The organism is Streptomyces antioxidans (assembly GCF_000968685.2).
Classification (GTDB): Bacteria; Actinomycetota; Actinomycetes; order Streptomycetales; family Streptomycetaceae; genus Streptomyces; species Streptomyces antioxidans.
Genome location: NZ_LAKD02000058.1, coordinates 72,664 through 87,481 on the forward strand (window position 1 = coordinate 72,664; position 14,818 = coordinate 87,481).

10 protein-coding genes are annotated in these 14,818 nt (G+C 74.7%); 3 read left to right on the forward strand and 7 right to left on the reverse strand.

Annotated features, from left to right (window positions below; translation table 11 throughout):
- Positions 1 to 156 precede the first annotated feature (156 nt).
- The 4 genes from VT50_RS23400 to VT50_RS23415 form a co-directional block, all read right to left on the reverse strand.
- Positions 157 to 1,551 carry an FAD-dependent oxidoreductase gene (locus VT50_RS23400; protein ID WP_046089237.1) on the reverse strand — a complete coding sequence of 465 codons (1,395 nt, stop codon included), beginning with the start codon at positions 1,549 to 1,551 and terminating at the stop codon, positions 157 to 159.
- Positions 1,552 to 1,595: 44 nt separating this feature from the next.
- The gene (locus VT50_RS23405; protein WP_046089238.1) at positions 1,596 to 3,047 is read right to left on the reverse strand and encodes an MFS transporter; all 1,452 of its coding nucleotides are present in this window, start codon (positions 3,045 to 3,047) and stop codon (positions 1,596 to 1,598) included.
- A 107-nt stretch (positions 3,048 to 3,154) separates the two neighbouring features.
- On the reverse strand, positions 3,155 to 3,994 hold the full coding sequence (locus tag VT50_RS23410; protein ID WP_046089239.1) for an IclR family transcriptional regulator: 840 nt from the start codon (positions 3,992 to 3,994) through the stop codon (positions 3,155 to 3,157).
- Positions 3,991 to 5,172 (reverse strand): 4-hydroxybenzoate 3-monooxygenase, encoded by a 1,182-nt coding sequence (locus VT50_RS23415; protein ID WP_046089240.1) that lies wholly within the window; start codon positions 5,170 to 5,172, stop codon positions 3,991 to 3,993. The genes VT50_RS23410 and VT50_RS23415 overlap by 4 nt, the downstream gene beginning before the upstream one ends.
- Before the next feature lie 145 nt (positions 5,173 to 5,317).
- On the opposite strand from VT50_RS23415, the gene VT50_RS23420 reads away from it, so the two are divergent.
- Genes VT50_RS23420 through hemQ form a run of 3 tightly spaced genes read left to right on the forward strand, consistent with a single transcriptional unit; the run spans position 5,318 to position 9,718 of the window.
- Positions 5,318 to 7,255, forward strand: a complete 1,938-nt coding sequence (locus VT50_RS23420; RefSeq protein WP_046089241.1) for an IclR family transcriptional regulator domain-containing protein — start codon at positions 5,318 to 5,320, stop codon at positions 7,253 to 7,255.
- A complete protein-coding gene (hemG, locus tag VT50_RS40550) occupies positions 7,252 to 8,997 on the forward strand; it encodes a protoporphyrinogen oxidase (protein ID WP_046089242.1) in 1,746 nt (581 codons plus the stop codon). The genes VT50_RS23420 and hemG overlap by 4 nt, the downstream gene beginning before the upstream one ends.
- A gap of 4 nt (positions 8,998 to 9,001) precedes the next feature.
- The gene (hemQ, locus tag VT50_RS23435) at positions 9,002 to 9,718 is read left to right on the forward strand and encodes a hydrogen peroxide-dependent heme synthase (protein ID WP_020867857.1); all 717 of its coding nucleotides are present in this window, start codon (positions 9,002 to 9,004) and stop codon (positions 9,716 to 9,718) included.
- 109 nt (positions 9,719 to 9,827) lie between these two features.
- On the opposite strand, the gene VT50_RS23440 is transcribed toward hemQ, so the two are convergent.
- The 3 genes from VT50_RS23440 to VT50_RS23450 all read right to left on the reverse strand — a co-directional run bounded on the left by VT50_RS23440 (position 9,828) and on the right by VT50_RS23450 (position 14,818).
- The gene (locus VT50_RS23440; RefSeq protein WP_046089243.1) at positions 9,828 to 11,642 is read right to left on the reverse strand and encodes an alpha/beta hydrolase; all 1,815 of its coding nucleotides are present in this window, start codon (positions 11,640 to 11,642) and stop codon (positions 9,828 to 9,830) included.
- A 118-nt stretch (positions 11,643 to 11,760) separates the two neighbouring features.
- Positions 11,761 to 12,567 carry a TIGR04222 domain-containing membrane protein gene (locus VT50_RS23445; RefSeq protein ID WP_046089244.1) on the reverse strand — a complete coding sequence of 269 codons (807 nt, stop codon included), beginning with the start codon at positions 12,565 to 12,567 and terminating at the stop codon, positions 11,761 to 11,763.
- A gap of 1,255 nt (positions 12,568 to 13,822) precedes the next feature.
- A complete protein-coding gene (locus tag VT50_RS23450) occupies positions 13,823 to 14,818 on the reverse strand; it encodes a TIGR04222 domain-containing membrane protein (RefSeq protein WP_053048760.1) in 996 nt (331 codons plus the stop codon).

Below are 14,818 nucleotides of genomic sequence, written 5' to 3' on the forward strand. Positions count from 1 at the left end.
TGTCCTCAAGCGCCGGACGGGCTGATTCCAGCCCCTCCGGCGCTTGAGGAGCGGGGTCCGGGGCGGAGCCCCGGTTGTGGGAAGGGGCGGGTAGGGGAACAGCCCGCCGCAGGCGTCACGATCCGCCGGACACCCCGGAGAGAGCGCACCGCGCGCTCAGTGGCGCTCCGCCGCCCTCACGGTCGCCGCCGCCTTGCGCGCCGCCACCAGCACCGGGTCCCATACCGGGGAGAACGGTGGGGCGTAGCCCAGGTCCAGGGCCGTCATCCGCTCCACCGTCATTCCGGCGGTCAGTGCCACCGCCGCGACGTCCACGCGCTTGCCCGCGCCCTCGCGGCCGACGATCTGCGTGCCGAGCAGTCGTCCGGTGCGCCGTTCGGCGAGCATCTTCACCGTCATCGGCCGGGCCTCCGGGTAGTACCCGGCGCGGCTGGTCGCCTCGATCGTGACCGCCTCGAACTGGAACCCCACGGCGGCCGCTTCGGCCTCCAGCAACCCGGTGCGGGCGATCTCCAGATCGCAGACCTTGCTGACCGCCGTGCCGACGACACCGGGGAAGGTCGCGTAGCCGCCGCCCACATTGGAGCCGATGACCTGCCCGTGCTTGTTGGCGTGGGTGCCCAGCGGAATGTGCCGGGTGCGGCCGGAGACCAGGTCTAGGACCTCGACGCAGTCACCGCCCGCCCAGATGTTGTCGTAACCGCGCACCCGCATGGCCTGATCGGTCAGCAGCCCGCCGTAGTCGCCCACCGGCAGCCCCGCCTGCTGGGCGAGCCCGGTCTCGGGAGCCACTCCGAGGCCCAGGATCACCAGATCGGCGGGGTATTCGCTCATCTTGGTGGCCACCGCCCGCACCCGGCCGTCCTCGCCCGTGACCACCTCGGTGACCTCCGCGCCGGTCACGGTGTCGATGCCGAGTCCCGACATCGCGTCGCGCACCAGCCGCCCCATATCGGGGTCGAGCGTGGACATCGGCTGGTCACCGCGTTCCAGGACGGTCACCCGGGAGCCGCGCTGGATAAGCGCCTCGGCCATCTCCACCCCGATGTACCCGGCGCCGATCACCACCGCCCGCTCGACCGGGGCCGCCTCCAGGGACTCCAGCAGCGCCCGCCCGTCGTCCAGGGTCTGCACCCCGTGGACGCCGGGGGCGTCGATGCCGGGCATCCCGGGGCGGCGCGGCCGGGCGCCGGTCGCGATGACCAGGTCGTCGAAGCCGTACCACCGCTCGCCCTCGCCGTGCGGATCGAGGTCCCGTGCCAGGACCCGCTGCCCGGCGAGGTCGATCTCGACGACCTCGGTGTGGGTCCGTACGTCGATCCCGCGGCCCCGGTGGGTCTCGGGCGTCCGGGCCACCAGCTCGTCGGGGCCGTTCACCAACCCGCCGACCCAGTACGGGATGCCGCAGGCCGAGTACGAGGTGAACGGGCCGCGCTCGAAGGCCAGGATCTCCAGCTCGCCCCGGCTCTTGAGTCTGCGCGCCCGCGACGCGGCGGACATGCCCGCCGCGTCGCCTCCGATGACCACCATGCGTCGTGCCGCCGCCGTCATGTATGCCCCTCCGCCACTGGAATGTCCGGCTATAGGGCACCACGTTAGGCGCGCGAGGTCCGCTCCCGGATCAGCACGTAGAGCACCGCGCTGACGAGCATCAGCGCGCCGTCGATGTAGACCGCGTGCGTCCAGCTGCCGTAGTGGTCGAAGAGGGTGCCGCTGAGCGCCGGGCTGACCACCGCACCGATCTCCCCGACCAGGTTGAAGAGACCGAAGGCCGCGCCGCGTTCGGCCGCGTCCACCACATCGTTGAGCAGCGCGTGCGCCATGGGCTGCAGCGCGTTGAAGAACAGGCTGGTGACGAAGAGCAGGACGGACATCACCCAGAGGGAGGGCTTCTCATGGGTCTGCAGATACCCGGCGAACACCAGCACCAGCGCCCCCTGGACCACGGTGAACGCGATCAGCAGCGGCCGCCGCCCCCACCCCCGGGCCTTCGCCCGGTCCGAGAGCAGGCCCCCGGCCGGGAAGCCGAGGATGCCCGCGCCCGCGTTGAAGGTGGCCACCAGGGCGGCGTTCTGGAACGAGCTGTGGGCGGCGTCGGCGACGATCGACACCGACCAGAAGCTGAAGAACCACAGATTCCACATGACCGCGATGAAGGCGAAGCTGAGCAGCAGCACATTGCGGTTCCGGGAGACCGAGCCCAGCCGCCCGCTGCGCCGGGCGAAGATCACCCCGATGAGCAGGAACGCCAGCACGCACTCCAGGATCGCCACGCCCCAGCTCGGCATCCCCGCCCCGTCGGCGATCAGATAGACCGCCATGACCGCGGCGCACAGCACGGCCGAGATCCCCAGCAGCCGCAGTGTGGAGCCGGTGGCCTTGAGCGGTCCTCCGATGCGGCGCATATAGGCCGCCGTGGCCGCGCCGAACACGAGCGTCGCGCCGCCCAGCACCAGGAACGGCATCCGCCAGGCGTCCTCCTCGCCGAACACCTCCCCGCCCCAGTCGATCAGATACGGCGCGCTGATGGTCGCGACCGTCAGCCCGATGGACAGTCCGGTGATGGCCACGCCCATGCCGAGACCGGCCTTGGCGGGCGGGGTGCGCTGGGCGATCAGCGAGCGGTCGTTGGAGTAGAAGACGCCCTCGCCGAGCCCGGTCAGCACCCGCAGCACCACGAAGGCGATCAGCCCGCTCGTCAGCCCGCTGGCCAGTGTCGCGACCCCCGCCCACAGCAGCGAGACCGCGAGCATGGTGCGGTGCCCGAAGCGGTCGCCGAGATAGCCGCCGGGGAACTGGGTGAGCATGTAGCCCGCGAAGAAGAGGCTGCCGATCAGACCGCCGAGCGCGTGCGGATGGCTGGCGGAGCCCAGCATGCCGTGGTCGTGTTCGATCAGCCAGGTGACGACCGGTCCGGTGATGGTGCGGTCGGCGTACGAGAAGAGCCAGCCGCCCAGCAGCATGGCCCACAGGGTGTGATACGGCTGCCAGCCGCCGCGGGGCGCCTCCCGGCCCTGCGCGGTGGGCTCTGCGGTCACTTCGGGCATGTCTCCATGTCCCCTCTCGGGCCTGGGTGTTCAGGCTCGGCGGCTCGGTTGGTGCCACACAGGATGTGGCCGGTCATCGGGCGCGGCAAGGCGCGTTCGCGGGTCTTTCATCGACCGGAAGCCTCCGCGACGGGGCCTTGTCCCAGGGCGGCGGCGAGGGTACGGGAGATGCCGTGCGCCGCGACCCGCACGGCAGGGATCAGCCCCGGGGCCCGTCCCTCCGCGGCCGGCACCACCACCGACAGCGAGGCCACCACCTCCCCGCCGGGGCCCCGCACCGGTGCGGCGATGGACAGCCCGTCCGTGGTGATCTGCCGGTCGCTGACCGCGATCCCGGTGCGCCGCACCTCGGCCAGGGCGGTCCGCAGCCGGTGCGGGTCCTGGATCGTCAGCTCCGTGTAGCGGCGCAGCGGGCGGGCGCACACCCGCTCGTACAGCCGTGGCGGCCCGTACGCGAGCAGCACCAGACCGACGCCGGTGGCGTGCAGCGGCCAGCGGCTGCCGACCCGGGTGCGCACCTGGACCGCCGAATGACCCGAGATCAGCTCGACGTAGACCACCTCGAGGCCGTCCCGCACCGCGAGCTGCACGTTCTCGTGGGTGGCCTCGTACAGGTCCTCCATGAACGGCAGGGCCGCCTCGCGCACTCCGACCCCGCGCGGCGAGAGCGTCGCCACTTCCCACAGCCGCAGCCCGATGTGGTACGCCCCGGTGGCGTCGCGTTCCAGGGCGCCCCAGCGGGTGAGCGAGGCGACCAGCCGGTGCGCGGTGGCCAGCGGCAGCCCGGTGCGCCGGGCGAGGGCGGTGAGGGACAGCGAGCGGTGCGAGGCGTCGAACGCGTCGAGGACCGCCAGTACCCGGCCCGCGACCGAGCGGCCGCCGTCCCGGCCGCCGGTGGCGCGGCCGCCCGGCGGGCTGACGGGGGTGAAGGGGCCGGAGGCGGTCATGACAGCGGGAGGCCGACGTAGTTCTCGGCGAGCTCGGCGGAGGCGGTGGGGGAGGAGGCGATCCGCTCCAGCCGCGCGATCCGCTCCCGGTCCTCGAACGGGGTCTCGTCCGGGCGCCGGTGGAGCGTGTCCGTCATGAAGTACGAGAACCGCTCGGCCTGCCACACCCGGCGCAGACAGGTCCGCGAATAGCCGTCCAGCAGTTCGGACGAGCCGGTCCCCTGGTGGTGGATCAGCGCCCGGGCCAGCGTGATCACATCGGTGACGGCCAGATTGAGCCCCTTGGCGCCGGTGGGCGGCACGATGTGCGCCGCGTCGCCCGCCAGGAAGAGCCTGCCGTGGCGCATCGGCTCCTGGACGAAGCTGCGCATCGGGGTGACCGAGGTGGCGGTGATCGGGCCGCGCTCCAGCGTCCGGCCCCCGTCGAGCGCGAAGCGGGCCGACAGCTCGTCCCAGATCCGCTCGTGGGACCACTCGTCCGGGTCGGTGGCATTGGGCACCTGGAGGTAGAGCCGGGAGACCTGTGGGGAGCGCATGCTGTGCAGCGCGAAGCCGCGCTGGTGGCGGGCGTAGATCAGCTCCTCGCAGGACGGTGCGACATCGGCCAGCACGCCGAGCCAGGAGTAGGGGTAGGCGTGCTCGAAAGCGCGCACCCGGTCGGCGGGGATGGTGCGCCGGGCGATGCCGTGGAAGCCGTCGCAGCCCGCCACGTAGTCGCAGCTCAGGGTCTGCTCGCGGCCCTCGTGGCGGAAGCGGACGACGGGCGCGGCGCTGTCCGGCTTCTCGATGGCCAGCGCCTCGGCCCCGAACAGCAGCGGGGGGCCGCCGGGCTCCTCCAGCTGGAGCGCGATCAGATCCTTGACGATCTCGGTCTGGGCGTAGACCATCACCGACTTGCCGCCGGTGGCGGAGGGGAAGTCCACGCGGTGGCCACGGCCCCCGAAGCGCAGCTCGATGCCCTGGTGGGGCAGCCCCTCGCGGTCCAGCCGCCCGCCGGCGCCGCACTCCCGCAGCACGTCCACGGTGCCCTGCTCCAGGATCCCGGCCCGCTGGCGCCGCTCGACATACGCCCGGTCCCGGCTCTCCAGCACCACGCAGTCGATCCCGGCGCGGTGCAGCAGCCGGGCGAGCAGCAGTCCGGCGGGCCCGCCGCCGATGATGCCGACGGTCGTGCGCATCACTTCGTCCCCTTGGTGTGGTGGCTCATGGCGGTGTGGTGATCCATGGCGGTCTTGTGGTCCATGGCGGTGTGGCGGCTCATGTGGCCCGCTTGGCCTTCGACTCTTGTTCGCTGAGTGAAACTTCGTTCATAATCGGCTGGTGATGAGTTTCAGCCCGGTGTCACCACCTGTCAATGGCCCCGTCGGACCTCTCGAGCGCGGCCTCGCCGTGCTGCGCGAGCTGACCCGGCTGGCCGCGCACGAGGGGCGGACCACCGTCCGGCCCGGTGATCTCGTGCGCGGCACGGGGCTCGCCCGGTCCGTGGTCGACCGCGTGGTGGGCACCCTCGAACAGCTCGGGTACGTGAGGCTCGACGGCCGCGACATCGGCCTGGCGGTCCGGCTGATGGAGCTGGGCAACGCGTATCTGGCCGCGAGCGGACTGCCCGCCGCGCTCGGCCCGTTCGCCGAGCGGCTGGCGGACGGGCTCGACGAGTCGGTCTCGGTCGCGGTCCCCGATGGCGCCGGGGTGCGCTTCGTCGTTCAGGTCACCCGCCGCCGCACGATGTCCCTCGCGTTCCGCATCGGGGATCTGCTCCCCGCCGAGCGCTGCTCGCCCGGCGCGCTCTTCGCCGCAGAGTGGTCCGGGGCCGACTGGGCCGCCTGGCGCGCCCGCCGCGCCGAGGACCCCCTGGACACCGCGTTCCCGGCCGTCCCGCCCCGCCACCGGCCCGCCTCCGGCGCGGACTTCGAGGCCCGCGTCAAGGAGGCCGCGCGCGACGGCTGGGCGGTCGACGACCAGCTGATCGAACCGGGTCTGGTGGCGGTGTCCGTTCCGGTGCGGGACGCCTCGGGCCGCGTGGTCTGCGCGGTCAACGTGGTCAGCCACACCAGCCGCCATGACGTGGACTCGCTGCGGGCGGCGGTGCTGGGGCCGCTGGGTGCGGAACTCCCGGCGATGGAGGCGGCGTTGGCGGCGCGTCGGCCACGGCTTGGTGCTTCGGGCGCGTCGGGCGCGTCGGGCGCGTCGGGCGCTTCGGCCGTTTCGGGCGTTACGGGGGCTTCGGGGGTTTCGGGTACGGGGGACTCCGGTGCGGCCGTGGGCGAGGACCCGGCGCGGACGGCCAAGCGGGAGCTGGGAGCGGGGTTTCTGCAGTCCCTCGCGCGCGGATTGGCCGTGCTGCGGGCGCTGGGCGGGGCCGGCCCGGGCGGGGCGGCCTCGGGCGGGGCGCAGGGCGCGGGCCAGGACGAGGTCCACGCGGCCCAGGGCGCGGCCCACCCGGCCAGCGAGGCCCGCACGGTGGAGGACGTGGCGCGCGGTGCGTCCGGCTCCGCCGGGAGCATGGGTCTCATCGGCGCGGGCCGGGGTGGTGGGATGACGCTCAGCGCCGTCGCGGAGGCCACCGGGCTGGCCCGGGCCACTGCCCGGCGCTCGCTGCTCACCCTGGTCGAGCTGGGGTACGCGGCGGCCGACGGCCGGGCCTTCCGGCCGCTGCCGCGCGTGCTGGAGCTCGGCTACGCCCCGCTCGCGGAGCTCGGTTTCACCGATGTCGCCCAGCCGCACCTGCGCGAACTGGTCCGTACCGTCCATGAGTCGGCGTCCCTGGCGGTCCTCGACGGCGGCGACATCCGCTATGTCGCGCGCGTCCCCACCGTCCGCATCATGAGCGTCAACATCACCATCGGCACCCGCTTCCCCGCCTACGCCACCTCCATGGGCCGGGTGCTGCTCGCTGGCCTGGACGCCGACGCCCGCGCCGCCCATCTCGCCGGGGTACGGCCGGAGCCGCTGACCCGGCACACCGTGACCGGCGTGGCCGAGCTGGCGCGCGTCGTGGAGCGCACGGCGGAGGAGGGGCACGCCCTGGTCGACCAGGAGCTGGAGGAGGGGTTGCGGTCGCTCGCCGTGCCCGTAAGGGACGCACGCGGACGCGTGGTGGCCGCGCTCAACGTGGCCACCCACGCCGGTCGCGGCACCGCCGAGAGCGTCCGCGGCGAACTCCTCCCGGCGCTGCGCGCCACGGCGGGCCGTATCGAGGCCGACCTGGCCACGGCCTCGGCGCAGCACGCCCTGGGGGCGGGTGAGAGAGTGGGGACATGAGAGCGGCGAACACCCCGGGGGCGGGGCGCACCGGCCATGTCGTGGTCATCGGCGGCGGAATCGCGGGCCTCGCGGCGGCCCACCGGCTGCTGGACGGCGGGGCGCGGGTGACGGTCCTGGAGGCGTCGGGGCGGCTCGGCGGCAAGCTGCGCTCGGGGGAGATCGAGGGCGTGACCGTCGACCTCGGCGCCGAGTCGATGCTCGCCCGCCGCCCGGAGGCGGTCGAGCTGGCGCGCGCCGTGGGCCTCGGGGACCGGCTTCAGCCGCCCGCGACCGCGACCGCCTCGCTCTGGACGCGCGGTGCGCTGCGCCCGATGCCCAAGGGGCATGTGATGGGCGTCCCCGGCGATCTGGAGCCGCTGGCCGCGTCCGGAGTGATCTCTGAGGAGGGGCTGGCCCGGATCGCCCGCGACCGCGAACTGCCGCCCACACCGGTGGGCGAGGACGTGGCGCTCGGCGGGTATCTGGCGGACCGGCTCGGCCGCGAGGTCGTGGACCGGCTGGTGGAACCGCTGCTGGGCGGGGTGTACGCGGGCGATGTGTACCGCACCTCGATGCGCGCGTCCGTCCCGGCCCTCTTCGAAGTGGCCCGGTCGGGGCGCCCGCTGACCGAGGGCGTCCGAGAGCTGGCCGACCGCTCGGCGCGCCAGCAGGGCGGCCCGGTGTTCATGGGCATCGACGGCGGAATCGGCCGCCTCCCCCTCGCCGTCGCCGACGCCGTACGCTCCGCGGGCGGCGAGATCCGCACCGGCTCGGCCGTAAGAGAGCTGCGCCGCACGCCCGACGGCTGGACCATCACGGTGGACAGCGCGGGCGGCCCGGGCGGCGTGAGCCGTATGGGCGACGTGGGCGGTACGGACAGCGCGGGCGGCGTGGACGGTACCGGCCGTACGGGCGGCACTCGCGCCACCGACGGCACGGGTGGCGCGGGCGCTACGGGTGGCATGCACGGCACGGGCCGTACGGGTGGCACTGACCGTACGGGTGGCGCGGGCCGTACGGGCATCACCGACGGCGCGGGTGGTGCGGGCGTCCCCGGCGACTTGGACGGCACGGGCGTCACCGACGGCGTGGGCGGCGCGGCGGTGGTGGGGGCCGACTTCGACGTGCTGGCGGCCGACGCCATTGTGCTGGCGGTGCCCGCGCCCGCCGCTGCCCGGCTGTTGGCCGCCGCGGTTCCGGCCGCGTCCGCCGAGTTGGCCACCGTGGACTACGCTTCGATGGCGCTGGTCACCATGGCCTTCCGGCGCACCGACGTGGCCATGCTCGCCGAGGGCAGCGGCTTTCTGGTGCCGCCGGTCGACGGCCGGACGATCAAGGCCGCGACCTTCTCCAGCCGCAAATGGGGCTGGCTGCGCGACGCCGGTCCCGATCTCTTCGTGCTGCGTACCTCGATCGGGCGGTTTGACGACGAGGCGGATCTGAAGCGGGACGACGCCGATCTGGTAGGGGCGTCGCTCGCCGATCTCGGCACGGCGGTCGGCCTGGCCGCGAAGCCCGTCGCGAGCCGGGTGGACCGCTGGGACGGCGGACTGCCCCAGTACCCGGTGGGCCATCTCGACCGGGTCGCCCGCATCCGCGCCGAGGTCGCCAAGGTGCCGGGGCTGGCGGTGTGCGGGGCGCTCTACGACGGGGTGGGCATCCCCGCGTGCGTCGGCAGCGCCCGTAAGGCGGCCGATGAGTTGCTGGGCGCCCTGGCGGCCACCCGGGAGCCGGGCGCCGGAGCCGGAGAGCGAGAATAGGGCCATGACTGCTGCACCTGAGAAGACTCCCAACGCCGGTAAGAAGGCCAAGGACCTCAACGAGGTCATCCGCTACACCCTGTGGTCGGTGTTCCGGCTGCGCGATGTGCTGCCGGAGGACCGCACCGGCTACGCCGACGAGGTCGAGGAGCTCTTCTCCCAGCTCGCCGCCAAGGACGTCACCGTGCGCGGCACCTACGACGTGTCCGGGCTGCGCGCCGACGCGGACGTCATGATCTGGTGGCACTCGGAGACCTCCGACGCGCTCCAGGAGGCGTACAACCTCTTCCGCCGCACCCGGCTGGGGCGGCACCTGGAGCCGGTGTGGTCCAACATGGCGCTGCACCGCCCGGCCGAGTTCAACAAGTCCCACATCCCGGCGTTCCTCGCGGACGAGAACGCGCGCGAGTACGTGAGCGTGTACCCCTTCGTCCGCTCCTACGACTGGTACCTGCTGCCCGACGAGGACCGCCGCCGGATGCTCGCGGACCACGGCAAGATGGCCCGCGGCTACCCCGATGTGCGCGCCAACACGGTGGCGTCCTTCTCGCTCGGCGACTACGAGTGGATCCTGGCCTTCGAGGCGGACGAGCTGCACCGGATCGTGGACCTGATGCGCCATCTGCGGGGCTCCGAGGCGCGTAGGCACGTGCGCGAGGAGGTCCCGTTCTACACCGGGCGCCGCCGGGCGGTCTCCGAACTCGTCGCCGGTCTGGCCTGACGCCCTTACGGATCGCCCGGGGTCCATCGAAAGGCGGCTCCGCCGCTGTGCCCCTGGCCCCAGGGCATGAGCCAACCGCCGCCGCGAGCGTCACCCGGCGCCCGCCCTCTCACGGCGTGCCCGGGATCGTCGCAGGCTGCTTGTCCGGCTCCGGCAGCGGGGCCGGTTCCGGCATTGGCACGGGCTCCGGGCGCGGGCCGCAGAAGGCGGACCGCCCCGGGGTCTTCCCGGTCAGCAGATACGTATCCACATGGCGGTTGACGCAGTCGTTCGGACCGCCCCACAGCCCATGCGTCCCCGCCTTGCGCTCGGTCACCAGCGAGGAGCCGGGCAGCCGGTGCCAGAGCTCCTTCGCCCCCGCGTACGGCGCGGCCGCGTCCCGCTCCGCCGACAGCAGCAGCACCGGCGGCAGCGTGACCCGGCCCGGCGCCCGGGGGCCCACGGCCTCCAGGTTCCCCACGTCGAGGGGGCGGCCGGACTTCAGCGGCCAGAAGGCGCACGGCAGGTTCATCGCCACGTTGTCCCAGGTCTCGAAGGGCGCACGGCGGGCGAGGGCGGTGTTGTCGCGGTCCCAGGTGGCCCAGGCGCGCGGCCAGGGCGCGTCGTTGCACTCCACGGCGGTGTAGATGGCGTTGCCGTTCTCGTCGTCGGCGGCCTCCGCCGGATCGGGCGCGGCGAGCTCGATCAGCGGCTCGGGGTCGCCGCGCAGATACGCGGCCAGCGCCCGGGCGGCCGGGTCCCAGTACGCGTCGTTGTAGCCGGTCCTCAGGAACGCGGTCTGGAGCTGGGCGGTGCCGATGACCCCGCCCGCCGGTTTCCGCGCCAGCCGCCGCCGCGCCGTCCCGTACGAGGCGAGCACCCGGTCCGCGGTGGCGCCCAGGTGGTAGACGGCGTGGTGCCGGGCGGCCCAGCGGCGCCAGTCCCGCCAGCGCCGTTCGAAGGCCAGCGACTGGTCGAGGTTGTCGCGGTACCAGATCCGCCCGGGGGCGGGGTTGACCACGCTGTCGAAGACCATCCGGCGCACCCGCCCCGGGAAGAGCGTGGCGTACACGGCCCCGTAGTACGTGCCGTACGAGGCGCCCACGAAGGTGAGCCGCCGCTCGCCCAGTGCGGCGCGCAGCACTTCCAGGTCGCGGGCGTTGTTCAGCGTGGTGTAGTGCGCGAGCGCGCGGCCCGAGCGGCGCACACAGCCCCGGACGTAGGCGCGCGCCCGCGCCACCAGCCGCCGTTTGAAGGCGGCGGTGGGGTGCGGCGGGGAACTGGTCGGTGCCTTGGCGTAGGCGGACGGCCGCTGGCAGGACAGCGGGGCGGAGCGGCCCACCCCCCGTGGGGCGTAGCCGACGAAGTCGTAGGCGGCGGCCACTTTGCGGAAGGCGTCCTCGGCCGCGTACTCGGGGAACGCCATGCTGGAGGCGCCCGGCCCGCCGGGGTTGTAGACCAGCGCGCCCTGACGCCGCGCCTTCGGCCCGGTGGTCAGGATCCGGCTGACGGTGAGGGAGATGTGCTTGCCGCGGGGACGGGCGTAGTCGAGCGGTACGGAGACCTTTCCGCAGGTGATGGGGGCGGCCAGCGCCTCGGCGCGGGGGCAGCGGCGGAAGGCGATGCCGCGCTGCGCCGCGCGCCGGGCGGCGAACGCCACACCGCGGGCCGCGGCCGCGTCACCGGGTCGGGCGGCGACCGGGGCGGATGGGGCGGACCAGGTGGTCCAGGTGGGCGCGGCGGTGGCGGCGGAGGCCGCCGGGGCCGAGTGGGTCGCGGAGGGCCCGCCCGCCGCACCGGCCGGGGGCGTGGCGGACCTGGCGGACGCGGTGTGCGCGGTGGGCGCGGCGAGCGGGCGGCCGGTGGCGGGCGTCGCGAGCAGTGCGCTCATGGCCAGCGACAGGGACAGCGGCCCGAGGATGCCGTACAGCGCTGCTGCTCTCACTGGCCGTCCCTTCGTGCATCGCGGTGCGTCGCGCGTCGTGCATCGCGGTGCACGCGCGATGAAAGGGATATTTGGCGGGCCGGATGACCATGTAAAGCACCGGGCCGCGGTGTCGGGGTCAATGACCCCAATGCGTCTTCAGGGCCGCGCGCAGCGCCGGATCCGGGAGAGCGGAGGTGCCGTGCACGGCGAGCGCGGTGAGCAGGTGGCCGTCGTCGGCACCGCCGCCCGCGTCGCCGCCGGAGCGCTGGGCGAGGGTCCGCCGCGGGGGCACGTCGATCCGGCCCAGCAGCCGCTGACCGACGGGGGAGGCCCACCGCGAGTACGGATGCGCCTCGACCCGGGCGATCAGCAGACAGCTCGCCGTCAGCAGCAGCGGCAGTACGAACCACGCGGCCACCGGACCGCGCCCCGCCGCGGGCGGCACGAGCAGCAGCGCGGCGGCGGCCGTCACCAGCACCAGGGCGCAGGCCGCCCGTACGTGCCGTACCGCGACCGCCACATTGGTACGGGCCGACGCGGGCACCGCCAGCCCCGCCGCCACCAGCCGGTCGCCCAGCGCCCGCACCGGGGCGGCGGTGGTGAGCGCGGCCCGCACCGGCCGCACCTGGGCCTGCCCCTCCGGCCCGATCGCGCTGATCACGGCCCGCTCCAGCGCATCCCGCCCGTCCGGGTCCACCACGGTGACCCAGCCGGTGTGCGCGATCAGCAGCCGCCGCTCCCGGTACATCGTCACGAGCGCCAGATCCCCCACCCGCCGCGGCCCGCCGGACAGGAACGCCGCCTCGTACAGGCTCAGCCCCTTCCCTTCCGCCCGCGGAGCGGCGTCCATCGGCTGTGCGGCCGCCACCGCCGCCATGCACAGCCGCGCGCAGCTGGTGACCGCGGCGCCCCACGCGACGAGCAGGAAGAGGACCCACAACATGGCCGAGTTCTACTCGACCCGGCCGCGACCGCGCCACAGTTTTCACGATATGAACGACTCGCGAGAATGCGGCGACGCGCCGCGCAGCCCCGCGACGGGACGCTGGGGTGTCCGGCGGATCGTGACGCGTGACGCCTGCGGCGGGCTGCTTTCCCCTCCCCGCCCCTTCCCAAAACCGGGGCCCCGCCCCAGCCCCCGCCCGCACGCCCACCTGCGCCCGGCGCTCCCGCCACGCCCGGGCCCCCGCCGGTGCTCTGCGGGGATGTACGGGCTTCCCGGCCGGGGCGGGCGCCCGGGGCTCCGCCGCGTCTGGCGCCCCCGCCGCGTCTGGCGCCCCCCGTCACGCTCGGGGTCCCCGCTGCGTCTGGCGTTTTCGCCGTGGCCCGGGGCTCCCGCCGTGCGCGGGGTCCCGCTGCGTCTGGCGTTCTCGTCGTGCCCGGGGTCCCTGCCGTGCCCGGCGCCTCCGCCGGTGCCCTGTGGGGATGTGCGGGCTTCTCGGCTGGGGCGGGCGCCTGGGGCTTCCGCCGTGCCCGGGGCTCCGCTGCGTCTGGCGTTCTCGTCGTGCCCGGCGCTCCCGCCGCGCCCGGGGTCCCCGCCGGTGCTCTGCGGGGATGTACGGGCTTCCCGGCCGGGGCGGGCGCCCGGGGCTCCGCCGCGTCTGGCGCCCCCGCCGCGCCTGGCCCCCCGTCACGCTCGGGGTCCCCGCTGCGTCTGGCGTTCTCGCCGTGGCCCGGCGTTCCTGCCGTGCCCGGCGCCTCCGCCGGTGCTCTGCGGGGATGTGCGGGCTTCTCGGCTGGGGCGGGCGCCTGGGGCTTCCGCCGTGCCCGGGGCTCCGCTGCGTCTGGCGTTCTCGTCGTGCCCGGCGCTCCCGCCGCGCCCGGGGTCCCCGCCGGTGTTCTGTGGGGACGTGCGGGATTCCCGGCCGGGGCGGGCGGTCGGGTCCTCCGCCGTTCCTGGCGTTCCTGCCGCTCCCGGGGCCTCCGCCGCGTCCGGCGCCCCGTCGCGCTCGGGGTCCCGCGGTGCCTGGCGTTTTCGTCGTGCCCGGGGCTCCTGCCGTGCCTGGCGTTCCTGCCGCTCCCGGGGCCCCTCCGCCTGTGCCCAGGGCCCCGCCCTGCCCGGCGCTCCCGTCACGCCCGGGTCCCCGCCGTGCATGACGTTCCCGCCGCGGGCGGGGCCCCGCCGTGTCCGGGTCCCCGCTGGGGCCCTGTGGGGAGGTCGGGGCTCTCGGTCGCGGCGGGGCCTTCGTCCTGGCGGCTCAGCCGCCGCCCCCGCAGCCGCCTCCGCCGCCACCGCCTCCGCAGCCGCCGCCCCCGCCGCAGCCCGAGCCGCCTCCTCCGCCGCAGGACGAGCCGCCGCATGAGGAGCCTCCGCAGCCGGAACCGCCTCCGCCTCCGCCTCCGCCGCACCACGATCCGCCGCCGGAATCCGCGGGGCCCGATGAGCCCGGCGAACTCGACGAGCCTGAGGCGGCGGGTACCTTTTGCGCGTCCAGGAGTTGGGCCCGGAGCAGCGGGTCGTCCGCAAGGGCGGCCGCGCCGGTCAGCGCGACGGCGACCATCACGGGGACCGTCGCCGGGTGGGCGACCGACCGGGCGTGCCGTGCGCCGATCCCCGAGTCCCTTCGGTACGTCGCCAGCGCGCGTCGCCCGGCGGCGGTCAGTCGGCGCTTGCCCGTACGGGCGCAGATCCTGCCGATGACGAGGCCGATGAAGAGCATCGGGACGATCATCAAGGCCGGCGGATGCCCATCGTCGGCGGCGGAGTCGAAACTGGTCACGATGGCCACGAACACCCCCAGCGCGCACAGCACGACCTGAGCCTGTGCCATACCCCGCCAGAATTGGAGGGCACCCGGCCGCACCATCAGCCCGCGCGCCGCCAACTGGTCGCCGATCGCCTGCACCGCCGGACTGCGCATCAGCTCCCGGCGCAGCCACGTCAGGCCGCCGTGCGGGGAGATGGCGCACAGCCGCAGCAGCTCCTCCTCGACCGGGCCGCGTGCCACCGGCTGCCGTACCGAGACCACGCCCGGGCCGCCGATCGCCAGCCGCCCGTCCGCGTACATCGCACTGATCACGGTGTCCGCCACCCGGCCCGGCCCGCCCGCCAGGAACGCGGCCTCCAGGAGGTCGTACGCCCGGGCGTACACCGGTCCCGGGACGCCCTTGCGCCGGGTCCGGACCGTACCCACGATGAGCACCACCGACGACACGGTGACCAGCAGGTAGAAGAAGCTCACGATCGCGTCCAC